Here is a 23,790-nt window from a genome sequence, read left to right as displayed (position 1 = left end):
AAACGTGTGTTACAGAATCTGGCTCAGATGCAGTTGACCCATCAGCATCGGATTATCAGCATAGTCTACTGGCACGGCGACCACAGCAGGTCCCTGCACATCCATCGCTTTTCGCAGCGTCGGTTCCAGCTCGGCCGCGCTGTTTACCGAGAAGCCGGCGGCGCCAAACGCCTCGGCATAGACTTTGAAATCGACCGGACCGAATTTCACGCCTGACACGCGGTGATATTTCTTCTCTTCCTGCATCGCCACCATGTTGTAGGCCTCGTCCACCCAGATAATGTGCAGAATATTGGCACCGAGTCTGACCGCCGTTTCCAGCTCCATGCTGGACTGTAAGAAGCCGCCATCACCGGAGACGGAAACCACCTTACGGCTCGGATCCACCAGCCACGCGCCAATCGCCCACGGCAGCGCCACGCCCATCGTTTGCTGGCCGTTAGAGATCATGATCTGACGCGCGCGGAAGCTGTAAAGGTAGCGGGCGATCCAGATATGAAAGCTGCCCATATCCACGGTGAGGGTCACGTCGCTGTTAATGATGTCCTGCATGGCCCGCACGATACGCAGCGGATGCAAAGCAAACTGGTTAAGGCTCTGGCCCTGGAGCGACAGAAGCTGGCGCTGCTGTTGACGATCCTGAAGCACGGAGGCGGCCTGTTCGCTGAGCTGCAGCGGCGCGGTAATTTTATCCGCCAGCTTATCGAGGGTGGAGGCAATATCCCCGACCAGCTCGACATCCGGCAGATAGCAGTTGTCCGTATCGGCGGGCAGAACATCAATATGCACCAGCGTGGCGTTGCCGCTGTTCCACATCGCAGGTTCATACTCAACCGGGCTGTAGCCGATGGTGATAATCAGATCGGCCTGGCGCAGCAGGCGATCGCCCGCCTGGTTATTAAACAGGCCAACCCGGCCAGCGAAGCGGGAGAAGTGCTCCTGCCTGACGGCGCCGGCGGCCTGATAGGTACTGGTCACCGGGATATGGCTGCTGGCAAGCAGGCGGTGCAGCGCATCGCTGTTACCGGTCTGGCTGGCCATCAGGCCCAGCAGCAGCACGGGGTTTTTCGCGCTGGCGATGTGCTTCGCCACTTCATCAATGGCGGAGTCCGGTGCCGAGCCCAGAACCACATGGCCTTTACAGAGCAGCGGGTAGCCTTTGGCGGGCTGATCGACAATATCCTGCGGCAGGCTGACAAATGACCCACCCCCGCGGCCGTGTTCCGCATAGCGGAAGGCGTTGGAAAGCACTTCAGCCAGGGCATTTGAATCGGTCACTTCCGCAGCGAATTTGGTGATCGGACGGAACATCGACACGGTATCCATACTTTGATGGACCTGTTTAGCGCTGTCGGCGCGCTTAACTGCGCCGCCCAGCGCCACGACCGGATCGCCCTCGCTGGTGGCGGTCGCCATACCGGTGATCAGATTTGAACAGCCCGGGCCTGAGGTGACCAGCGCCACGCCCGCGTTGCCGGTGAGTCTGCCCACCGCAGCGGCCATAAAGGCCGCGTTGGCTTCGTGACGAACCGGAATAGTTTGGATGGTTGAGTCCACCAGCGAGTCAAAGACCTTATCGATTTTTGCGCCAGGAATGCCGAAAACCTGCTTTACGCCCTGCGCTTCAAGCTGCGCCACGACCAGATCGGCACCGTGCTGCCATACCGGAGTCTCGGTTGGATTTTTCATCATAGCTCCTAAAAAGGGTTTAGCTCTCAACAGAGCGAATAGCGGAATCCAGATTTTCAGGATTCAGGTCAGCCTTGAGAAAATCGCTGTCGTTGGGCAGATCGATAACCAGCTTGCTGATTTCACCGAAGGTCAGTACGCCCTCTTCCAGCTGATAGTCCAGCAGGTGCCCACCGCCCTGACGATTGTCGGTAATAAAGTGTTCGTGATAGCCCGCCACGTTGATGCCCTGCATGTATTGCGGGGTGCGGAAACCAATCACCACGCCGCGACGGTCGGTGAAGTGAAACGTGGGCTGCTGGCCCAGCACTTCCGGCATGGAACGATAAGGGCGATGCTGGCAGGGAACCGTGCGCGTCTGCGCCGAGGAGAAAAGGCCGTCAATGCGCAGCGCACAAAACTGGTTATCGGAAGTGACCTGCTCATTGATAATCTGATGAACAGCTTCACGACTGGCCGGGCCGTTCAGCACGTGACGATATTGCGGATTGAAAAACGTCATCACGGCAAACGGCGTTTTCTGCTGCGGATCGGCCGAGGTTGCGCTGCCGTCGGATCGCAGCTGGTAAACTTCTTTGTCGAAGGCGATCAGCTCGCCGTCGAGCTGATTAAAGGTGCCGAGGCCAAAATCGCCCTTACGCAGCAGGTCGGCAACGGTAGTGGTGCCATCGTAAACGCCACTGAGCAGCGCACTCATCAAAGAGGTCTGATAGATAACGCTTTCTGGTTTATGTTGCCGTAATGCACTGACGGTAGACGCCAGCTGTTGTTCGCACATACAGTCGGTTACAGAATGTTTCATCACGCCCCTCAGGATCTAAACAGTTAAGATTTGTTAACTGAATATTGACTCGATTCAGTCGGGGATACCAATATAGAAAAGCCACTACTTTGAGACGAATTTAATATGGAACTTCGCCATCTGCGTTATTTCGTGGCGGTTGCACAAACGCGCCACTTTACGCGCGCCGCCGAAATGCTGGGAATTTCTCAGCCGCCGCTCAGCCAGCAGATCCTCAGGCTGGAGCGGGAAATAGGTACGCCGCTGCTGAAAAGGCTGACGCGTGGGGTCGAGCTAACGGAAACGGGAGAGGCCTTTTATCAGGATGCCTGCCAGATCCTGGAACTGACCGGGCTGGCGCTGGAAAAGGCCAGGGGGATTGCGCGCGGCATTAGCGGAGAGCTGTCACTGGGGTTTGCCAGTTCCGTCGCCTTTCATTCCGCCGTTTTTACCCTCATCCGACGGTTTCAGGACCGCTATCCGGATATGACCCTGCTGTCGCGTGAGCAGAACATGTCCGCGCTGATGCACGATTTACAGGAAGGGTTGTTGGATGCGGCGATCGTGCGTCTGCCCTGCGAAAGCAGTAAGGCATTTAATCTGAAGGTGATCGCCACTGAGCAGATGCGGGTGGTGCTGCCCGAAGGACACGCCCTTGGCGGCGAGCCATGCCTGTCGCTGGCCCAGCTGGCGGATGAACCGCTGATTGTTTTCCCGCGTGAGGTGTCGCCCAGCCTGTATGAGATGGTGATTGCGGCCTGCCTGCGCGCCGGTTTCCAGCCGAAACCAGGCCAGCAGTCACCGCAGATATTACCGGCCATTGGCATGGTTGCTGCCGGGTTTGGCTTTACCATCGTGCCCGCTTCGCTGTGCTGTATCAGCTATCCGGGCGTCACCTTTCATCAGATCGATGACGCCACGCTCAATACCGATATTGCGCTGGCATGGCGGCGTTTTGACCGCTCACCGGCGGTCCTGCACCTGGTCGCGATGCTCACGGCGGAGTAATGCCCGCACGTTTCTTACCTGCGCCCTGGGATCAGCCCTGCACCTTACTGATGTGCTTCACGTCCAGCTCCAGGGTGCCGTGATCTTTATCGACTTTGCCCCGCAGCTCTACGTTGTCAGCGGGCGTTACGTTCTGCCCCTGCCAGCGTTTGTGGTCAATCTCAACCGTCATCGTGCCGGTTGCGTCGCGGAACAGATACTCGTTATCACCCACGCGTTTTTCAATATGCCCACGCAGGGTCACCCAGGCATCATCTTTCATCTCCAGCGCCTGTTTCACCGTGGCCTGAGTGCCGTCAGGGCCGCTGAATCCGCCCTGTTGTACGGCAGCCGCCGGCGCATTTGGGTCAACAAAGCCGCCGCTCTGGGCCGCGAGTACCGGCGTGGATACCAGGGCAGCAATAGCAAATAACGCAGCGCTCTTTTTCATCATATTCTCCTGTATTCCCTTGAGGCGCGGTAGTTTTTACCGCGCAGGCTGTGGTCTTCAGAAAGGATTACACCACAGCGTTCTTAACAGGATCTTAAGAGGGCGCCTGCGGTGAATTTTTTTCATTAAGTGGGGCAATATCCACGAAAAGCGCCGAACGTCCTGTACAAAACGTCACGCTGTTACGTATAAATCCTTAACGATATAAGGAATCCGCCAATGCGTATTTTAGTGATTGAGGACGATCGCCTGATTGGCGACGGCATCAAAGCCGGTCTGCACAAGCTGGGCTTCAGCGTGGACTGGTTTACCGATGGCAGCGAGGGGCTGTCTGCGCTGCTGGGCGCGCCTTATGATGCGGTGGTGCTGGATCTGAGCCTGCCGGGCATGGACGGGCTGGCGATCCTGCGCCAGTGGCGTCAGCAGGGCCAGGATATCCCCGTACTGATCCTGACGGCCAGGGATGCGCTGGAACAGCGGGTCGCCGGCCTTCAGCAGGGTGCCGATGACTACCTCTGCAAACCCTTTGCGCTGAGTGAGGTCGCCGCACGGTTACAGGCGCTGATCCGCCGCCGCCACGGTCAGTTACAGCCTGTCCTTAACCACGGACCGGTGTCGATGGAGCCTCACTCTCACCGCGTCACCCACAACGGCGAACCTCTGACGCTTAAGTCCCGCGAGCTGGCGCTGCTCGAGCTGTTTATGATGAACCCGTCCAGGGTACTGACGCGCGCGCAGCTTGAGGAGAAGCTGTACAGCTGGGATGAGGAGATCTCCAGCAATGCCGTTGAGGTGCATATTCATCACCTGCGTAAAAAGCTCGGCAGCCAGTTTATCCGTACGGTACACGGCGTTGGCTACACGCTGGGGGGCTCAGCATGAACTCCCTCAGCCTGCGCCTGCGCCTGATGCTGGGGTTTATTCTGCTCACGTTAATCTGCTGGGGCGTGGCCAGCGTAGGATCCTGGTGGCAGACGCGGGATAAAATCAACGAGCTGTTTGATACGCAGCAGATGCTGTTTGCTAAGCGGCTGACGGCGATGGATCCTGCTCAGCTAACCCGGCAACCGCTGACGCTGCCGAAAACAAAAAAGCTGCTGCGCCACCATCGCGGAGAACAGGATGATGATGTGCTGGCCTTTGCGGTATTTACCCGCGACGGCAGGATGGTCATTAATGACGGCGATAACGGCAGAGATTTTCGCTTTCAGCCATCGCGCAACGGCTTTAGCAACGGCAAATTAAAGGGCGAGGACGATCTGTGGCGACTGGTCAGGCTTCCCACGGCGGACAATCAGTTTGTGGTGATGGTTGGCCAGCAGTGGGAATACCGCAATGATATGACCCGCGATATCGTCCAGGCGAATCTGATCCCCTGGCTGGTGGTGCTGCCGATCATGCTGCTGCTGCTGCTGTGGCTGGTTACGCACGAGCTGGCCCCGCTGAAACGAATCGCCCAGCAGCTTCGCCTGCGCGCGCCCGCGGATGAGAGGCCGCTGGTTGAGCCTCGTGTGCCTCAGGAGGTGCGCCCGCTGCTGGATGAGCTGAACGCGCTTTTCGTCCGCATCGGCGAGATGCTTCAGCGCGAACGCCGCTTTACCTCCGATGCCGCCCATGAACTGAGGAGCCCGCTCGCCGCATTAAAGGTGCAAACCGAAGTGGCGCAGCTGGCGCATGACGATCTCGCCGTACGACACCATGCCCTGAAAAACCTGGATGCCGGTATCGATCGGGCCACCAGACTGGTTGATCAGCTGCTTACTCTGTCGCGGCTCGACAGCGATGAAACGCTGCAAACAGAGCCGATCAATCTGCAACAGCTCCTGCAACAGGCGGTTATCGACCATTACGCTGCGGCTCAGGATGCCGGGGTGGAGATAATGCTGGATGCGCCTGATTCACCGGTGATGCGGGCGGGTAACCCGCTGCTGCTTGCCCTGCTGGTACGCAACCTGCTGGATAACGCGATCCGCTACAGCGAGCCGGGCGGCAGCATCAGACTGGCGCTTTCTGCCCGGGGTCTGAAGGTGGTGGACAATGGGCCGGGCGTCAGCAGCACGGCACTGTCGCGCATTGGCGAACGTTTTTTTCGGCCGCCGGGGCAGGAGAAATCGGGGAGTGGGCTTGGCCTGTCAATCGTCAGCCATATTGCCCGCCAGCACGGTATGCAGGCGAGCTTCGGTAACCGCCCGGAAGGCGGCTTTGCGGCGGAAATCGGCTGGTAATCTGAGGTAGCGGGGCCAGGCCTTATGCCCGTCCCCTCTGTTATCAGATCTCGACCTGGGTACCCAGTTCAATAACCCGGTTGGGCGGGATCTCAAACTGGTCGGGCGCGCGCAGCGCATTCCTCTGTAGTGCCAGAAACAGCTTGCCGCGCAGCCGCAGATACCAGGGCCGCTTGCCAATAATCAGCGACTCATGCGACATAAAGAACGACGTCTCCATCATTCTGCAACTCAGCCCCTCAAGGCCGCAGCGGTGAAAAATCTCTTCCACATTGGGCGTTTCACGCCAGCCGTAGCTTGCCACCACGCGCCAGAAGGTGGGTGAAAGCTGTTCGATCGTCACGCGCTTCACGTTATGCACGTAGGGCGCATCGACATTTCGCATCGTCAGCAGCACCACCCGCTCGTGCAACACCTTGTTATGCTTGAGATTATGCAGCATAGCAAAGGGAATGACGTTCAGCGCACGCGACATATAAACGGCAGTACCCGGCACGCGTACCGGCGGGGATTTTTCCAGCGAGGTAATCATCGCCTCAAGGGAATTACCGTGCTCGTGCATACGCCGAAGCAGGCGGAAGCGCTCGCTTTTCCACGTTGTCATGACAATAAACATCACCAGCGCCAGGCACAGCGGCAGCCAGCCGCCGGAGAACACTTTGATCAGGTTTGCGGAAAACAGCGACACGTCAATGCATAACATCCCCACCAGCAGCGTCAGCACCAGATAGCGGTTCCAGTGCCAGTTCTTAATCGCCACCACGGAACAGAGTATGGCGGTCAGCACCATGGTGCCGGTCACGGCAATGCCGTAGGCCGCCGCAAGATTGCTTGAGTGCTGGAAGCCGAGAATGACAATCACGACCGCAAAATAGAGGATCCAGTTAATCACCGGGATGTAGATCTGGCCGGACTCCTCTTCTGAGGTATGCACGATACGCATCGGCGGCAGATAGCCCAGCCGCACGGCCTGCCGGGTCAGGGAGAAGACGCCGGAAATCACCGCCTGAGAGGCAATAACGGTCGCCAGCGTTGCCAGCACCAGCATCGGATAGAGCGCCCAGTCGGGTGCCAGCAGGAAAAACGGGTTCTTGATCGCCTCAGGATGTTTGAGCAGCAGCGCGCCCTGACCAAAGTAGTTGAGCACCAGCGACGGCAACACCACCACGAACCAGGCCAGTCGGATCGGCAGCTTGCCGAAATGGCCCATATCCGCGTACAGCGCTTCCACGCCGGTGATGGCCAGCACGACGGCACCCAGCGCAAAGAAGGAGACCGTTTTGTACTCCATAAAAAAGTGCACTGCCCAGTAAGGGTTCAGAGCGTGGAGCACGTCCGGGTTTTCCTTGATACTGAGCGCGCCAATTACCGCCAGTACCAGGAACCACACCAGCATCACCGGGGCAAAGAGTTTGCCGACCATACCGGTGCCGTGTTTCTGAATGACAAAAAGCAGGGTCAGGACGGCAATGGCCATCGGTACAATCCAGGTGTCCAGATTTGGCGCAGCGATTTCCAGCCCTTCAATGGCAGACAGCACCGATACCGCCGGGGTAATCACCACCTCACCGTAGAAGAAGCTGCCGCCGATCAGTCCCATGATCACCAGTATCGCCGTGGCTTTCGACCCGGTATTGCGGCCCGCCAGCGACATCAGGGTCAGGATCCCCCCTTCGCCCGCGTTATCGGCCCGCATCACGTAGCTGATATATTTCAGCGACACCACCAGCACCAGCAGCCAGAAAATCAGAGAGAGAAAGCCAAACACCGCATCGCGTTCCACCCCAAAGCCAAACTGGCCGGAAAGGCATTCACGCAGGGTATACAGGGGGCTGGTGCCGATATCGCCATACACCACGCCTATTGCCGCCAGGGTGACGGCACTCAGGGACTGCTTCTTTTCAGAACTCATAGAGTCATCTTTTGTTGGGGCCGAGGGTCGCTCAATCTTGCGCCGCTTATCTGGCCATCAAAAAGCGCACAGTATGCATGATTCATCATGAATGCCCACCTTAATTACGCAACAGGACGTCACTTCAATGGCCTGGGTCACCCTTTGAAAAGAAAAAAGCTGACGCGTATCAACTCTTTCAAGCATCATAGCCAGTAGTGTATGCGCTCGCCAGTCACCGTGCTGGCAAGACCGTAGAAAAGGATAAATGTTTGATGCCTCAGCCCCATCTCCTCGCCGAAAGGATTGGCCGCCTTAGTAATGCGTTAGAAAAAGGACTTTATGAGCGGCACCATGCCATTCGCCTCTGCCTGCTGGCAGCGCTGTGCGGCGAGAGCGTGTTTCTGCTTGGGCCGCCCGGCATCGCCAAGAGCCTGATTGCCCGCCGTCTGAAATATGCGTTTCAGCACTCGCGCGCGTTTGAGTATCTGATGACCCGCTTCTCCACGCCGGAAGAGGTTTTTGGTCCACTCTCCATCCAGGCGCTGAAAGATGAAGGCCGCTATCAGCGCTTAACTAAGGGCTATCTGCCCGATGCCGAAATCGTCTTTCTTGATGAGATTTGGAAAGCTGGCCCGGCGATCCTCAATACGCTTCTGACCGCCATCAATGAGCGACGCTTTCGCAACGGCGACTGCGAAGAAAAGATCCCGATGCGCCTGCTGGTGACCGCCTCAAACGAACTCCCCGAAAGCGACAGCGGCCTGGAAGCGCTATACGACCGTATGCTTATCCGGCTGTGGCTGGACAACGTTCATGAAAAGCAGAACTTCCGCAGCATGCTGACCCACCAGCAGGACGAAAACAGCAATCCGGTGGCAGAGAGTCTCTGCATCAGCGATGAAGAGTACATCGCGTGGCAAAAGGGCATTACCGAGGTTTCGCTGCCCGATGAGATATTTGAACTGATTTTTCAGCTGCGACAGCAGCTGGAGAAGCAGCCCGAAGCACCCTATATTTCCGATCGCCGCTGGAAAAAAGCGCTTCATCTGTTGCAGGCCAGTGCCTTTTACAGCGGACGGCAGAGCATTGCCCCCGTCGATCTCATTCTTCTGAAAGACTGCCTGTGGCACGACGTTGCCTCAATGAAACTTCTTGACCGTGAGATAGACAATCTGATCGTTCAGCAGGCCTGGCAGCAGCAGTCCATGCTCTTTAAGCTACAGCAAATAGAGTCGCGCCGCCTGGCGCTACAGCAGGAAAAGAGCATTGAGCAGGCTATCCGGCTGGAGAAACACGGCGGCATGTTTAGCCGTAAGCCCCATTACGAACTGCCTGCCAGCCTGGCGGAAGACACCCTGACGCTGATGCTGCAAAAACCGCTGATGCTGCATGATATGCAGGTCACCCACGTTGTTATCGCCCGTGAAACGCTGCACAACTGGCTGCTCAAGGGCGGCGACGTGCGCGGCAAGCTTAACGGCATCGGGTTTGCCCAGACGCTGGATCTGCACGTTGAGGCTAACGACTGCCTGACCCTGCGCGACGTCAGCCTACAGGTATCGCGTTTAATGCTGCCCTGCAAAGACCGACCCAGCGGCCTGCCGGAAGAGATCACCCAGGCGCTGGACGATCTGGAAACCGAGCTGCGCATGCAGAGAACGCGCTTCAGCCAGCATCACCGCTGTCTGTTTATCAGCGATGACTGGCTGGCCCGTATCGAAGAGAGCCTGCAGCAGGTTGCCGACGGTCTGAAGCAGGCGCGCCGGTGATCTCGCTCGACACCCTGAGCCTGTTCTTTTCCATCAACGGAAACGATCTGATTGAGGATCTGCTGGTCGCACTGATGGCCAGCCCGCAGCTGGTGCTGTTTTTCGAGGCGTTTCCCGGGCTGAAAAAGGCGCTGCTACAGGATTTACCCCGCAGAAAGGCAGAAATCCTTGAACAGCTTAAAAACAGTACCGTGCCGGACGATCTGGCCGAAGAGTTTACCCGCTTTCAGCACGTTCAGAGCCTCAGCCATGCGGATTTCTGTCGGCAGCTACCCGATCTGCTGCGCTATCTGACAGAACATCACTCCCCTTTTAGTGAAAAAGCCCGGGCGCTGGTGGATAACGCCGGAGCGGGCTATGCCCTGAGCTCGCCTCAGCACCAGCTGTTTATTCAGCGCTGGCGACTGAGCCTGACGCTGCAAACCCTGACGCTGAACCAGCAGGTCCTTCAGCAGGAGCGGGAGCGGCTGATGGCGGAGCTACAGCAGCGCATGGCAATGAGTGGTCAGCTCGCCCCGGTGCTGTCAGATAGCGACGAAGCGGCGGCGGGTCGCCTGTGGGATCTGACCCGCGCCCCCCTCCAGCGCGGCGACTATCAGCTGATCGTCGACTACGGCGACTTTCTGGCCGGGCAGCCGATGCTGCTCAGGCTGGCAGAACAGCTGGGCCGCAGCCGTGATGCCAAATCGGTGCCGACGCAGGACGCCCCTCCCGAGGCGTTTCACCAGTGGGTCAGAGAGCCAGAAAGCGTACCGGAGGAGGTAAACGGGCTGCACCAGAGCGATGATATTCTCAGACTGCTGCCGCCGGAGCTGGCGACGCTTGGCATCAGTGAAATTGAAATGGAGTTTTACCGTCGGCTGGTGGAAAAGCGCCTGCTGACCTACCGGCTACAGGGTGAAACCTGGCATGATAAAGTGACCCAGCGACCGGCCAGCCACCAGCATCATGACGAGCAGCCCAGAGGGCCTTTTATCGTCTGCGTAGATACCTCCGGCTCCATGGGCGGCTTTAACGAGCGCTGCGCCAAGGCATTCTGTCTGGCGCTTCTTAAGGTTGCCCTCGCCGATAACCGCCGCTGCTATATCATGCTTTTTGCCCACGAAGTGGTGAGCTATGAGCTGACCGCCGCAGACGGGATTGCCCAGGCAATCCGCTTTCTCAGCCAGCGCTTTCGCGGCGGTACGGATCTCACTGCCTGTCTTGATGAGGTACTTATTCAGCTGGCGACCCCTTTATGGATCGATGCCGATGCGGTGATTATCTCCGATTTCATCGCTCAGCGTCTGCCGGAAGAGCTGGTCAAACGCATCCGCCACCACCAGCGGCAGCAGCAACAGCGGTTTCACGCCGTTGCGCTGTCCGATCATGGAAAACCGGGCATCATGCGTATCTTCGACCATATCTGGCGCTTCGACACCGGGCTGAAAAGCCGCCTGCTGAGGCGCTGGGGGCGCTAACCCTTGCTCAGATAAAATCTGGCAATGCTTATTTGCTATAGTCATAGCTTCGCTTTAGCCAACCGGCGCACCAGGAGCTTAATGTGGCATTACACCAGCCAGAGATGATTTCGGCATTACCTGCCCCCACCCGTACGCTACTGCTCAACGGCGGCAGCGCTGAACAGAAACGTCACGAACTCCTCACTTACTTTACGCAGACCTGGACGCTGTATGAGAGCCTGTTTGAGTGCCTGGCTAACGAACAGGCTTACTACACCCGTGCCATCACGCTGCGGCACCCGCTGATCTTCTATTTCGGTCATACCGCCACCTTCTATATCAATAAGCTGATGGCGGGTGGCCTGATCGACAGCCGCGTTGACGAGCAGATCGAAGCGATGATGGCGATTGGCGTCGATGAGATGAGCTGGGATGACCTGGACACGGGCCACTATCAGTGGCCGTCCGTCTCGAGGCTGCGCGACTACCGCAGCCGGGTCCGCACGCTGGTTGAAAAACTGATTAACGAGATGCCGCTCACGCTGCCGATAGGCTGGGACAGCCCGGCGTGGATTATCCTGATGGGGATTGAGCACGAGCGCATCCACCTGGAAACCTCCAGCGTGCTGATCCGCCAGCTGCCCATCGGGGAGGTAAAACCGCAGCCCGCCTGGCCGATCTGCCCGGATGCACGTCAACAGCGCGCCGATGTGCCAGCAAACCGCCTGCTGGACGTGGCGGGTGGGCAGGTTGTGCAGGGAAAAACCGATGAAACCTACGGCTGGGATAATGAATATGGCCGTCTGGTCAGCGACCTCGCCCCGTTCAAAGCCAGCCAGATGCTCACCAGCAACGCCGAGTATTTTGAATTCGTCGCCGACGGTGGCTATCAGGATAACCGCTGGTGGGACGAAGAGGGGTCAGGCTGGCGGGATTTTGCCCGCGCCACTATGCCCACCTTCTGGCGGGGATCGCCCGACCAGCCCGGGAGCCTTACCCTGCGCCTGATGACCGAAGAGGTGGCGATGCCGTGGGACTGGCCGGCAGAAGTCAACCAGCTGGAGGCTGCCGCCTTCTGCCGCTGGAAAGCGGAGCAAACCGGTCAGCGCGTCCAGCTTCCCAGCGAGGCCGAATGGCTGCTGCTGCGCGAAAGCGTACCCGGCGACCAGCCTGACTGGGTGGCGACACCGGGCAATATCAACCTTGCCTGGTGGGCATCATCCTGTCCGGTCGACCGTTTTCCTCAGGGGAATTTCTACGATCTGTTAGGCAACGTCTGGCAGTGGACCACCACGCCGATCAACGGCCTGGACGGCTTTAAGGTGCATCCGCTTTATGATGATTTCTCCACCCCCACCTTTGATGGCAAACATGCCCTGATTAAAGGCGGCAGCTGGATCTCCACCGGCAATGAGGCGCTTAAGTCCGCCCGCTATGCTTTCCGCCGCCACTTTTTCCAGCATGCGGGATTTCGTTACGTCGTCTCTACGCATCAGGAGAAAAGCGTGGTTAACCCTTACGAAACCGACGTCATGGTCTCTCAGTATCTGGATTTCCAGTACGGTCCTGCCTGTTTCGGCACGGAGAACTACAGTAAAACGCTGGTCGATATCGCCTGTCGCCTGACCGACAGGCGCGGCAGCGCGCTGGATATTGGCTGTGCCACCGGTCGCGCCAGCTTTGAACTTGCCCGCCACTTCGATAGCGTAACGGGCATGGACTACTCGGCGCGCTTTATCGACGTGGCGCTGCAGCTGGCACGCGGTGAGACGTTCCGCTACGCCATTCAGGAGGAAGGGGATTTGGTCGCTCTGCGCCAGGTTAACCTCAGCGAGTCAGGCCTGGCTGGGGAGCAAGCCGGGCGTGTCCACTTTGTGCAGGGCGACGCCTGTAACCTGAAGCCGCAGCCGGACCGTTACGACCTGGTGCTGGCCTCAAACCTTATCGATCGCTTGCGCCAGCCCGCCCGCTTTCTGCATGATATTACGCAGACGCTACGGCAGGGCGGCGTGCTGATGATCTCTTCCCCCTATACGTGGCTGGAGAGCTTCACACCGAAAGAGAACTGGCTCGGGGGCATCCGTGAGAACGGTGAGGCATTAACGACCTGTCAGGCGCTTTCACGGCTGCTGGCCGCCGATTTCGAAGAGATCGCCGCCCCACAGGATGTGCCTTTTGTTATCCGCGAGACGGCGCGTAAATATCAGCACACCGTTGCGCAGCTAACGGTATGGCGTAAGCGCTAGTCCCTGTCACGGGTGCCGCCCGGCACCCGTCTTTATCATGATGAATAACGGAGCCTGCGTGGCTGAAAACCTACAAATTGATAACCTGGATCGTGGGATCCTCACGGCCCTGATGGCCAACGCCCGCACGGCCTATGCCGAGCTGGCCAAGCAGTTTGCCGTCAGTCCGGGCACGATCCACGTTCGCGTTGAGAAAATGAAACAGGCGGGGATCATCAAAGGGACCCGGGTGGAAATCGACCCCAAACACCTGGGTTATGATGTCTGCTGCTTTATCGGCATCATCCTGAAAAGCGCCAGAGACTACCCGTCCGCGCTGGCAAAGCTCGATATGCTGGATGAAGTGGTCGAGGCCTATTACACCACCGGGCACTACAGCATCTTTATCAAGGTGATGTGTCGCTCAATTGATGCCCTCCAGCAGGTGCTGATCAACAAGATCCAGACCATTGATGAAATTCAGTCCACGGAAACGCTTATCTCTCTGCAAAACCCCATCATGCGTACCATTACCCCCTAAGCTGTGTACTAAACTGTCCACAATTGCCTGCGTACCGGGCCTGTCCTGACAGGGCGCTGCGTGGCGCGGATCATCCCAGGTACAACAACGTAATAACCCCAATTATCCACAGGTAGATCCCACGTTGATCACAGCGTACAATGTTCGCCTTTGCGATACAGGGATCCCGTTATGGCTGATGTTACCTTAATCACCGGAAGTACCTTAGGCAGCGCAGAATACGTCGCTGAGCATCTGGCTGAGAAGCTGGAAGAAGAGGGTATTTCAACCGAAATTCTCCACGGCCCCGAGCTGGATGAGCTTGCCCTGTCCGGAATCTGGCTGGTGATCAGCTCGACCCATGGCGCGGGCGATCTCCCGGACAATCTTCAGCCGCTGTTTGATGAACTCACAGAGAAGAAGCCAGATCTCAGTGCGGTTCGCTATGGCGCCATTGGTATCGGCAACCGTGAATACGATCTGTTCTGCGGTGCCATCGAAAAAATGGACCAGTTGCTGACCGACTGTGGGGCAAAACGGCTGGGCGATCGTCTGGATATAGATGTACAGGAACATGAGATCCCCGAAGATCCCGCAGAAGCCTGGTTAACCGGCTGGAAAACGCTGATCGGCTGACGATCCTGACCGTCGATCAACATTTTCGATCGACGTTCAGGCAAAAAACGCGGGAAGTTTTGTAAATTATGCCCGTTTTTGCTCAATTAACTGGCGGCCACCTGTGGATAACTATGCTCATTTCACGGTAATAACCGGTTATTATCCCAGTAACAACCTGGCACCTTGCCGGAGCCTGTGCATAACATGCCATTTAGATCCCAGCTTATACGCCGCAGGATCACCGATCGTTCACAGCAAAGGATCGTGCTTAAGACCCTGATCGCTATGGGTAAAAAAGGCTTATCCACAGAGATCGTCGATCCTAATAGAAGATCTAATAAAGAGATCTCTAAATAAAAAGATCTTCTTTTTAATTACCTGTCAGGCCATGCGCTTTCGCCATCGCCTAAAGTTGAGTAGAATCCTCACCCCAGACAGCAATCACTCAATCGCACAACCGCGAGGTCCAGTACCATGTTCTATCCAGATCCTTTTGACGTCATCGTAATCGGTGGTGGTCATGCGGGCACCGAAGCCGCTATGGCGGCTGCCCGAATGGGTCAGCAAACCCTGTTATTAACCCATAACATTGATACGCTTGGACAAATGTCCTGCAATCCGGCGATCGGTGGCATCGGGAAAGGACATCTGGTGAAGGAAGTGGACGCCCTTGGCGGTCTGATGGCGCATGCGATCGACCAGGCCGGTATCCAGTTTAGGATACTAAACGCCAGCAAAGGGCCGGCGGTACGGGCAACCCGTGCTCAGGCTGACCGCGTGCTTTACCGTCAGGCAGTACGAACCGCTCTGGAGAATCAGCCAAACCTGATGATCTTCCAGCAGGCGGTTGACGATCTGATCGTGGAGAACGATCGCGTCGTCGGTGCTGTGACCCAGATGGGCCTGAAGTTCCGCGCAAAAGCGGTGGTACTGACCGTGGGCACCTTCCTGGATGGCAAGATCCATATCGGGCTGGATAACTACAGCGGCGGTCGTGCTGGCGATCCGCCTTCGATCCCTCTGGCGCGCCGGTTGCGTGAGCTTCCCCTGCGCGTTAGCCGTCTTAAAACCGGCACGCCTCCACGCATTGATGCCAGAACCATTGATTTCAGCGTGCTGGCAGCGCAGCACGGTGATACGCCCATGCCGGTATTTTCGTTTATGGGGAATGCGTCACAGCATCCCCAGCAGGTGCCCTGCTACATCACCTATACCAACGAAAAAACGCATGACGTCATCCGTAATAACCTGGATCGCAGCCCGATGTACTCAGGGGTGATCGAAGGGATTGGACCACGCTACTGTCCTTCCATCGAAGATAAGGTGATGCGCTTCGCCGATCGCAATGCGCACCAGATCTTCCTGGAGCCGGAAGGGCTGACCAGCAACGAGATTTACCCCAACGGTATCTCTACCAGCCTGCCGTTTGACGTGCAGATGCAGATCGTCCGCTCTATGCAGGGGCTGGAAAACGCGAAGATCGTGCGCCCGGGCTATGCGATTGAGTATGACTTCTTCGATCCCCGCGATTTGAAACCGTCGCTGGAAAGTAAATTTATTCATGGCCTGTTCTTTGCCGGCCAGATTAACGGCACCACCGGTTATGAAGAAGCGGCAGCTCAGGGCCTGCTGGCCGGTCTGAACGCCGGACGCTTCTCTGCGGATAAAGAGAGCTGGGCTCCCCGTCGCGATCAGGCTTACCTGGGCGTACTGGTGGACGACCTCTGCACCCTGGGAACCAAAGAACCCTACCGTATGTTCACCTCACGCGCGGAGTATCGTCTGATGCTGCGTGAAGACAACGCGGATCTGCGTCTGACAGAAGCGGGCCGCGAGCTGGGTCTGGTCGACGATGCCCGCTGGGCGCGTTTCAATCAGAAGCTGGAAAGCATCGAGAAAGAGCGCCAGCGCCTGCGTGATATCTGGGTTCACCCGGCGTCGGCCTGCGTTGAGGAAGTGAATGGCGTGCTGAGTGCGGCTCTGACCAAAGAGGCCAGCGGCGAAGATCTGCTGCGCCGCCCGGAAATGACCTACGCGCAGCTAATGACCCTGAGCACCTTTGCGCCCGCGCTGGATGACGATCAGGCAGCCGATCAGGTTGAAATCCAGGTCAAGTATGAAGGCTATATCGCCCGTCAGCAGGAGGAGATCGATCGCCAGCTGCGTAATGAAAATACCGCGCTGCCTGCCGGGCTGGACTACCAGCAGGTGAGTGGCCTTTCAAACGAGGTGATCGCCAAGCTGAACGATCACAAGCCGGGATCCATCGGTCAGGCCTCGCGCATCTCGGGGATCACCCCAGCGGCGATATCCATTCTACTGATCTACCTGAAAAAACAGGGATTACTGCGCAAAAGCGCCTGATTCACCGGACGGAACCTGCTTCCGTCCGCCTGTTTTTGTCGTGATAAACCAGGGCGACGCGTTCGCCCGCCTATTTTGGGCCCTTTCGTGATAAACAAACTTTCTTCGCTGCTCAGTGCGGCCAACATCTCTCTTTCCGATCGGCAGAAGCAACAGCTGGTGGACTATGTTGAGATGCTTAACCGCTGGAATAAGGCCTATAACCTGACGTCGGTTCGCGATCCGCAGGAGATGCTGGTACGGCATATTATGGACAGCATCGTGGTTGAACCGCATTTGCAGGGGCAGCGATTTATCGACGTCGGAACCGGGCCGGGCCTGCCAGGCGTACCGCTGGCGATTGTCCGTCCCGATGCGCACTTCACCCTGTTAGACAGCCTGGGCAAGCGTATACGCTTCCTTAAGCAGGTGCAGCATGAGCTTAAGCTCGACAATATTACGCCTGTGCAAAGCCGGGTTGAAGATTTCCCTGCCGAGCCGCCGTTTGATGGCGTGATAAGCCGGGCCTTCGCCTCTTTAAATGATATGCTGACCTGGTGCCACCATCTGCCGGGCGAAAATGGCCTGTTTTACGCCCTGAAAGGCACCGTTCCGCAGGACGAAATCGCCGCGTTACCTGAAGGGTTTACTCTTAGGAAGGTGGTAAAACTCACGGTGCCCCAGCTTGAGGGTGAACGTCATTTAATTATGGTGACCGGGTCAGAGCAGCGTCGATAATCGTCACTTATTTGCGCCCTTTTGCCGCCCCTGCGGCAAAGATTTTGCGCTAAATAACCCTCAATAATAGCCTGGATGCAGAGTAGCCTTACAAACACTAAGTGCTTTATATCACTCAAATTTAGTTACATTGAGTGACTACAGGGGCAGGATATCCAGTCGTGATAGAACCGATCTGAAAGACGCTGTTTGAAAAAACAGCTCTTGAGTGCTTTTCTTTATCACTTTTTTATTCGGTGAATTGTTTCATCCAGGTTAAAACGGAGCACTATAGTTCTGTGAATTACTTTGTTACATTTAACGTTAATTTCACATCTCATTATCATGAATATCACGTTGAGTAGGGGGAATGCTTAACGCGATAGTCACGGATGTAAATATATTCCCTTTATAAGTCCACAAGAGCAATGGATTACGTACTAATCCTGCGTGGCACAACCTGGTATTAAACACAAAGCAACCCAAATAACGGCCTTTGTTAACGTGAATTTTCCCAGTTAGTTGAAATGTAATGTTATTTATATTTTTGTATGCCCAAAACCAGGATTATTCCTGCCTGAATGGGCGGCAGTTAATTGCTGAAATGTGATCTCACGCACGCTTTGTAACCAATATTGCGGCCTGCCGGTGAAGAATTTACACCGAAATGACGATCTGCGCAGATTACTAAAATGGGCCTCTGGAAAGAAATTTAAATAATTGTTCACCTTTTCGCTACTTATCCATTGAAATCGCAGGGGCGCACCGTATAATTTGCACGTTTTTTGCTGCTTGACTCAAAAGAGCAAAGGCAGTTTTATACGACACGCGACATACCCCGGATGGGGCAGGAGAGTTTCAGCGTCATGTCAGTGTCCCTTTACAGAGTAAAATTTGCCCGAACCGTGCTGCTTCTTCAGCTGGTGACCTTTGTCATAATCGGTGCGCTGTTTGCCCTGAAAGATCTGACATGGGGCTTGTCCGCGCTTTTTGGTGGGCTGGCAGCTTGGCTGCCGAACGTAGTGTTTATGATTTTTGCCTGGCGCCATCGGGCAGGCGATCCCGTCAAGGGGCGAGTGGCCTGGAGCTTCGCATTAGGTGAAGTGCTGAAGGTTCTCTCCACCATTCTCCTGCTGGTCGTGGCGCTGGCGGTGTTTGGGGCGGTCTTTATGCCGCTCGGACTGGCCTGGTTATCGGTGGTGATTGTGCAAATCGTCGCACCGGCTGTAATTAACAACAAAGGGTAAGAGGCATCATGGCTGCAGGAGAAATCTCTACGCCGCAGGAATACATAGGTCATCATCTGAATAACCTTCAGCTCGACCTGCGTACCTTCGAGCTAGTGAATCCACACGACGCACCGGCGACGTTCTGGGTATTGAATATCGACTCCATGTTTTTCTCTGTGGCACTGGGGATTATTTTCCTGGTGCTGTTTCGCAAAGTGGCGAAGTCAGCCACCAGCGGCGTACCGGGAAAAATGCAGGCCGCGATTGAGCTGGTTATAGGCTTTGTCGACGCCAACGTCCGTGACATGTACCACGGTAAAAGTAAACTTATCGCTCCGCTGGCATTAACGATTTTCGTCTGGGTCTTCCTGATGAACTTCATGGACCTGCTGCCTATCGATCTGCTGCCCTGGATTGGCGAGCATGTTCTTGGGCTGCCAGCGCTGCGTGTGGTGCCTTCTGCAGACGTGAATATCACGCTCTCTATGGCGCTTGGCGTATTTATTTTGATTCTGTTCTACAGCATCAAGATGAAAGGCATTGGGGGCTTTACCAAAGAGCTGACTCTGCAACCCTTCAATCACCCCATTTTCATTCCGATCAACCTGATCCTTGAAGGTGTGAGCCTGCTGTCCAAACCGGTTTCTCTCGGTCTGCGACTGTTCGGCAACATGTATGCGGGTGAATTGATTTTTATCCTGATTGCCGGTCTGTTGCCGTGGTGGTCACAGTGGATTCTGAATGTGCCCTGGGCCATTTTCCACATCCTGATCATCTCGTTGCAGGCTTTCATTTTCATGGTCTTAACGATTGTCTATCTGTCGATGGCATCTGAAGAACATTGATACTTTTCTTAACACTACTGCGTTTTAACTGAAACAAACTGGAGACTGTCATGGAAAACCTGAATATGGATCTGCTGTACATGGCTGCCGCTGTGATGATGGGCTTAGCGGCAATCGGTGCTGCGATCGGTATCGGCATCCTCGGAGGCAAATTCCTGGAAGGCGCCGCGCGCCAACCGGATCTAATCCCTCTGCTGCGTACGCAGTTCTTTGTTGTAATGGGTCTGGTGGATGCAATCCCGATGATCGCTGTTGGTCTGGGTCTGTACGTGATGTTCGCCGTCGCGAAGTAACCGAGTACTCATCACAGGGCCTGGCCCTTGATGAGTGGGTTTAACAGATTGCTCTACTGATACTCAAAAACGTCAAGTTGTAGCAAGGCAGCTACCCGGTAAACCTCCAGGCGCTAACTTAAGTCAGTGACTGGAGTGAGAAAGGACCGCTAACGCAGCTACAGCTTGAACGAAAAGGGTAGAAGAAAGTTAACTTAACAAGAGGCATTGTGCTGTGAACATTAACGCAACAATCCTCGGCCAGGCCATCGCGTTTATCCTGTTTGTCCTGTTCTGCATGAAGTACGTATGGCCGCCGCTGATGGCAGCTATCGAAAAGCGCCAGAAAGAAGTTGCCGAAGGCCTTGCTTCCGCTGAACGTGCCAAAAAAGATTTGGATCTCGCGCAGGCTAATGCGACCGACCAGCTGAAGAAAGCGAAAGAAGAAGCTCAGGTAATCATCGAACAGGCTAATAAGCGTCGTTCGCAGATCCTGGACGAAGTCAAAGCTGAGGCTGAGCAGGAACGTAACAAGATCGTCACCCAGGCGCAGGCTGAAATTGACGCCGAACGCAAACGTGCACGTGAAGAGTTGCGCAGGCAAGTCGCGATGCTGGCAGTAGCCGGCGCCGAGAAAATCATTGAACGTTCCGTGGATGAAGCTGCTAACAGCGACATCGTTGATAAACTGGTCGCTGAACTGTAAGGAGGGAGGGGCTGATGTCTGAATTTACTACTGTAGCTCGCCCCTACGCCAAAGCAGCTTTTGACTATGCTGTTGAGCATCAAAGTGTCGATGGTTGGCAGCAGATGCTGGCGTTCGCTACCGAGGTAGCCAGCAATGAACAGGTAGCAGAACTTCTCTCCGGCGCGCTTGCGCCGGAATCGTTGTCTGCACAGTTCATCGCTATCTGCGGCTCACAGCTGGACGAAGCCGGTCAGAACCTGATTAAGGTCATGGCTGAAAACAAACGTTTACCTGCGCTTCCCGATGTACTGGCTCAGTTTATCCAGCTACGTGCCGCACATGATGCGACCGCAGACGTTGAGGTAATCTCATCCATGACATTGAGTGACGAACAGCTGACCAACATCAGCGCCGCTATGGAAAAACGTTTGTCACGCAAAGTTAAGCTGAATTGCAAAATTGATAAGTCTGTAATGGCGGGCGTAATCATCCGTGCGGGTGATATGGTCATCGATGGCAGCGTACGCGGCCGTCTTGAGCGTCTTTCAGACGCCTTGCAGTCTTAAGGGGACTGGAGCATATGCAACTGAATTCCACCGAAATCAGCGAACTGATCAAGCAGCGCATTGCTCAGTTCAATGTAGTGAGCGAAGCTCACAATGAAGGTACTATTGTTACCGTTAGTGACGGTATCATCCGCATAAACGGCCTGGCCGATGTTATGCAGGGTGAGATGATCGCACTGCCGGGCAACCGTTATGCAATCGCACTGAACCTGGAGCGCGACTCCGTAGGTGCAGTGGTCATGGGCCCTTACGCTGACCTTGCCGAAGGCATGAAAGTTAAGTGTACTGGCCGTATTCTTGAAGTCCCGGTGGGTCGTGGTCTGTTAGGCCGCGTGGTAAACACCCTGGGTGCACCAATCGACGGTAAAGGCGCGATCGACAACGATGGCTTCTCGCCAATCGAAGTGATTGCACCTGGCGTTATCGACAGGCAGTCGGTTGACCAGCCTGTACAGACCGGCTACAAGTCAGTCGATGCGATGATTCCAATCGGTCGTGGCCAGCGTGAGCTGATCATCGGCGACCGTCAGACCGGTAAAACCGCGATGGCGATTGATGCGATCATCAACCAGCGCGATTCCGGCATCAAGTGCGTGTACGTCGCTATCGGTCAGAAAGCGTCTACCATCGCTAACGTGGTACGTAAGCTGGAAGAGCATAACGCGCTGGCTAACACCATCGTGGTAGTGGCGACTGCTTCTGAGTCTGCTGCGCTGCAGTATCTGGCACCTTACGCCGGTTGCGCCATGGGCGAATACTTCCGTGACCGCGGTGAAGATGCGCTGATCGTTTATGACGATCTGTCCAAACAGGCCGTCGCGTACCGTCAGGTTTCTCTGCTGCTGCGTCGTCCACCGGGCCGTGAAGCCTTCCCTGGCGACGTGTTCTACCTCCACTCCCGTCTTCTGGAGCGTGCTTCCCGCGTAAGCGCCGACTATGTTGAGCGTTTTACTAACGGTGAAGTGAAAGGTAAAACCGGCTCCCTGACCGCGCTGCCAATTATCGAAACCCAGGCGGGTGACGTTTCTGCGTTCGTTCCAACCAACGTAATCTCGATTACCGATGGTCAGATCTTCCTGGAAACTAACCTGTTTAACTCCGGTATTCGTCCGGCTGTTAACCCAGGTATTTCGGTATCTCGTGTGGGCGGTGCTGCTCAGACCAAGATCATCAAGAAACTGTCCGGTGGTATTCGTACCGCGCTGGCACAGTATCGTGAACTGGCAGCGTTCTCTCAGTTTGCTTCCGATCTGGACGAAGCAACCCGCAAACAGCTGAGCCACGGTCAGAAAGTGACCGAGCTGCTGAAACAGAAACAGTATGCGCCGATGTCCGTAGCGCAGCAGGGTCTGGTGCTGTTTGCCGCCGAGCGTGGCTTCCTGAATGACGTCGAACTGGCGAAAATCGGTAGCTTCGAAGCGTCACTGCTGGCGTTCGCCGATCGCGATCACGCTGAGCTGATGGCTGAAATCAACCAGGCGGGTAACTACAACGGCGAAATCGAAGAGAAGCTGAAAGGCCTCCTCGAGACGTTCAAGAAAACCCAGTCCTGGTAATGTCTGGCGGCTTGTTCCTTAACGGACAAGCCGCAAGGCTTTGAGGAGAAGCTTATGGCCGGCGCAAAAGAGATACGTAGTAAGATCGGAAGCGTGCAGAACACGCAGAAGATCACCAAAGCGATGGAAATGGTCGCCGCCTCCAAAATGCGTAAATCGCAGGAACGTATGGCGGCCAGCCGTCCTTATGCAGAAACCATGCGCAAAGTGATTGGTCACATTGCGTTAGGTAATCTGGAATACAAGCACCCATACCTGGATGAGCGTGACGTTAAGCGCGTCGGCTATCTGGTCGTGTCTACCGACCGCGGGCTTTGTGGTGGTTTGAACATTAACCTGTTCAAAAGATTACTGGCTGATATGAAAGCCTGGTCCGATAAAGGCGTTGAGAGCGATCTGGCGATTATCGGTTCTAAAGGTTTGTCATTTTTCAGATCTGCGGGTGGCAACGTGGTTGCTCAGGTCACCGGCATGGGCGATAAACCTTCCCTTTCTGACCTGATTGGCCCAGTGAAAGTGATGCTGCAAGCCTATGATGAAGGTCGTCTGGACAAGTTGTTCATCGTCAGCAACAAATTTATCAACACCATGTCCCAGTCTCCACAAATCGTTCAGCTGCTGCCGTTACCGCCAGCAGACAATAGCGAAGGCGTGGTGAAGAAAAGTACCTGGGATTATCTGTACGAGCCGGATCCGAAAGCGCTGCTGGACACATTACTGCGCCGCTACGTCGAGTCTCAGGTTTACCAGGGTGTTGTAGAGAACCTGGCCAGTGAACAGGCCGCACGTATGGTGGCAATGAAAGCGGCCACCGACAACGGCGGAAACCTGATTAAAGAGCTGCAGTTGGTATACAACAAGGCTCGTCAGGCCAGCATCACCCAGGAACTTACCGAGATTGTCGGTGGGGCCTCCGCGGTTTAACCAGGTATACCCTGCAGCGGTATCAGGCTGCGGGGTATAAACGAATTAG

21 protein-coding genes are annotated in these 23,790 nt (G+C 55.9%); 17 read left to right on the top strand and 4 right to left on the bottom strand.

Annotation, left to right across the window (positions count from 1 at the left end):
• Positions 1-9: 9 nt before the first annotated feature.
• Both alsS and budA read right to left on the bottom strand, forming a co-directional pair.
• A complete protein-coding gene (alsS, locus tag A1830_RS01490; RefSeq protein WP_067700672.1) occupies positions 10-1,689 on the bottom strand; it encodes an acetolactate synthase AlsS in 1,680 nt (559 codons plus the stop codon).
• Between the two features lie 19 nt (positions 1,690-1,708).
• Positions 1,709-2,491: an acetolactate decarboxylase gene (gene budA / locus A1830_RS01485; protein ID WP_067700669.1), complete on the bottom strand. Its 783-nt coding sequence runs from the start codon at positions 2,489-2,491 to the stop codon at positions 1,709-1,711.
• A gap of 105 nt (positions 2,492-2,596) precedes the next feature.
• Between budA and A1830_RS01480 the strand changes: the two genes are divergently transcribed.
• Entirely contained in the window at positions 2,597-3,478 is an 882-nt protein-coding gene (locus tag A1830_RS01480; protein WP_067700667.1) for a LysR family transcriptional regulator, read from the top strand.
• A 31-nt stretch (positions 3,479-3,509) separates the two neighbouring features.
• Here A1830_RS01480 and A1830_RS01475 read toward each other — a convergent pair whose 3' ends face one another.
• Complete coding sequence (locus A1830_RS01475; RefSeq protein WP_067700664.1) at positions 3,510-3,908, bottom strand: YgiW/YdeI family stress tolerance OB fold protein; 399 nt, start codon at positions 3,906-3,908, stop codon at positions 3,510-3,512.
• Positions 3,909-4,127: 219 nt separating this feature from the next.
• Here A1830_RS01475 and qseB point away from each other — a divergent pair, with 219 nt between their 5' ends.
• Together qseB and qseC are read left to right on the top strand one after the other, a co-directional pair.
• Positions 4,128-4,790: a quorum sensing response regulator transcription factor QseB gene (gene qseB, locus A1830_RS01470; RefSeq protein WP_067700661.1), complete on the top strand. Its 663-nt coding sequence runs from the start codon at positions 4,128-4,130 to the stop codon at positions 4,788-4,790.
• Positions 4,787-6,133, top strand: coding sequence for a quorum sensing histidine kinase QseC (gene qseC, locus A1830_RS01465; protein ID WP_067700659.1), 1,347 nt, complete (start codon positions 4,787-4,789; stop codon positions 6,131-6,133). Before qseB ends, qseC begins: the two co-directional genes overlap by 4 nt.
• A 43-nt stretch (positions 6,134-6,176) precedes the next feature.
• On the opposite strand, the gene kup is transcribed toward qseC, so the two are convergent.
• Complete coding sequence (gene kup / locus A1830_RS01460) at positions 6,177-8,045, bottom strand: low affinity potassium transporter Kup (protein ID WP_067700655.1); 1,869 nt, start codon at positions 8,043-8,045, stop codon at positions 6,177-6,179.
• A gap of 254 nt (positions 8,046-8,299) precedes the next feature.
• Here kup and ravA point away from each other — a divergent pair, with 254 nt between their 5' ends.
• From ravA to atpG, 14 genes are all read left to right on the top strand, one after another.
• On the top strand, positions 8,300-9,796 hold the full coding sequence (ravA, locus tag A1830_RS01455; protein ID WP_067700652.1) for an ATPase RavA: 1,497 nt from the start codon (positions 8,300-8,302) through the stop codon (positions 9,794-9,796).
• Complete coding sequence (gene viaA / locus A1830_RS01450; protein ID WP_067700649.1) at positions 9,793-11,256, top strand: ATPase RavA stimulator ViaA; 1,464 nt, start codon at positions 9,793-9,795, stop codon at positions 11,254-11,256. Before ravA ends, viaA begins: the two co-directional genes overlap by 4 nt.
• A gap of 104 nt (positions 11,257-11,360) precedes the next feature.
• The gene (gene ovoA / locus A1830_RS01445; protein WP_067700646.1) at positions 11,361-13,484 is read left to right on the top strand and encodes a 5-histidylcysteine sulfoxide synthase; all 2,124 of its coding nucleotides are present in this window, start codon (positions 11,361-11,363) and stop codon (positions 13,482-13,484) included.
• A 58-nt stretch (positions 13,485-13,542) separates the two neighbouring features.
• A complete protein-coding gene (gene asnC, locus A1830_RS01440) occupies positions 13,543-14,004 on the top strand; it encodes a transcriptional regulator AsnC (protein WP_067700744.1) in 462 nt (153 codons plus the stop codon).
• A gap of 171 nt (positions 14,005-14,175) precedes the next feature.
• Positions 14,176-14,619 carry an FMN-binding protein MioC gene (mioC, locus tag A1830_RS01435; protein WP_067700643.1) on the top strand — a complete coding sequence of 148 codons (444 nt, stop codon included), beginning with the start codon at positions 14,176-14,178 and terminating at the stop codon, positions 14,617-14,619.
• A gap of 456 nt (positions 14,620-15,075) precedes the next feature.
• Positions 15,076-16,965, top strand: a complete 1,890-nt coding sequence (gene mnmG / locus A1830_RS01430; RefSeq protein ID WP_067700640.1) for a tRNA uridine-5-carboxymethylaminomethyl(34) synthesis enzyme MnmG — start codon at positions 15,076-15,078, stop codon at positions 16,963-16,965.
• An 87-nt stretch (positions 16,966-17,052) separates the two neighbouring features.
• Positions 17,053-17,682: a 16S rRNA (guanine(527)-N(7))-methyltransferase RsmG gene (gene rsmG, locus A1830_RS01425; protein WP_067700637.1), complete on the top strand. Its 630-nt coding sequence runs from the start codon at positions 17,053-17,055 to the stop codon at positions 17,680-17,682.
• A gap of 845 nt (positions 17,683-18,527) precedes the next feature.
• Entirely contained in the window at positions 18,528-18,908 is a 381-nt protein-coding gene (gene atpI, locus A1830_RS01420; protein ID WP_067700634.1) for a F0F1 ATP synthase subunit I, read from the top strand.
• 8 nt (positions 18,909-18,916) lie between these two features.
• Positions 18,917-19,735: a F0F1 ATP synthase subunit A gene (gene atpB, locus A1830_RS01415; protein WP_067700631.1), complete on the top strand. Its 819-nt coding sequence runs from the start codon at positions 18,917-18,919 to the stop codon at positions 19,733-19,735.
• A gap of 50 nt (positions 19,736-19,785) precedes the next feature.
• Positions 19,786-20,028, top strand: a complete 243-nt coding sequence (atpE, locus tag A1830_RS01410; RefSeq protein WP_012443146.1) for a F0F1 ATP synthase subunit C — start codon at positions 19,786-19,788, stop codon at positions 20,026-20,028.
• 214 nt (positions 20,029-20,242) lie between these two features.
• On the top strand, positions 20,243-20,713 hold the full coding sequence (gene atpF / locus A1830_RS01405) for a F0F1 ATP synthase subunit B (protein WP_067700628.1): 471 nt from the start codon (positions 20,243-20,245) through the stop codon (positions 20,711-20,713).
• 14 nt (positions 20,714-20,727) lie between these two features.
• Positions 20,728-21,261, top strand: a complete 534-nt coding sequence (gene atpH / locus A1830_RS01400; protein WP_067700625.1) for a F0F1 ATP synthase subunit delta — start codon at positions 20,728-20,730, stop codon at positions 21,259-21,261.
• A gap of 14 nt (positions 21,262-21,275) precedes the next feature.
• Positions 21,276-22,817, top strand: a complete 1,542-nt coding sequence (gene atpA / locus A1830_RS01395) for a F0F1 ATP synthase subunit alpha (RefSeq protein WP_067700622.1) — start codon at positions 21,276-21,278, stop codon at positions 22,815-22,817.
• A gap of 54 nt (positions 22,818-22,871) precedes the next feature.
• Entirely contained in the window at positions 22,872-23,741 is an 870-nt protein-coding gene (gene atpG, locus A1830_RS01390; RefSeq protein ID WP_067700618.1) for a F0F1 ATP synthase subunit gamma, read from the top strand.
• Positions 23,742-23,790: the final 49 nt, after the last annotated feature.

This window comes from Erwinia sp. ErVv1 (assembly GCF_900068895.1).
GTDB lineage: Bacteria > Pseudomonadota > Gammaproteobacteria > Enterobacterales > Enterobacteriaceae > Erwinia.
Note: the sequence above shows the minus strand (reverse complement) of the source record. Positions and strands in the feature narration are given on the sequence as shown.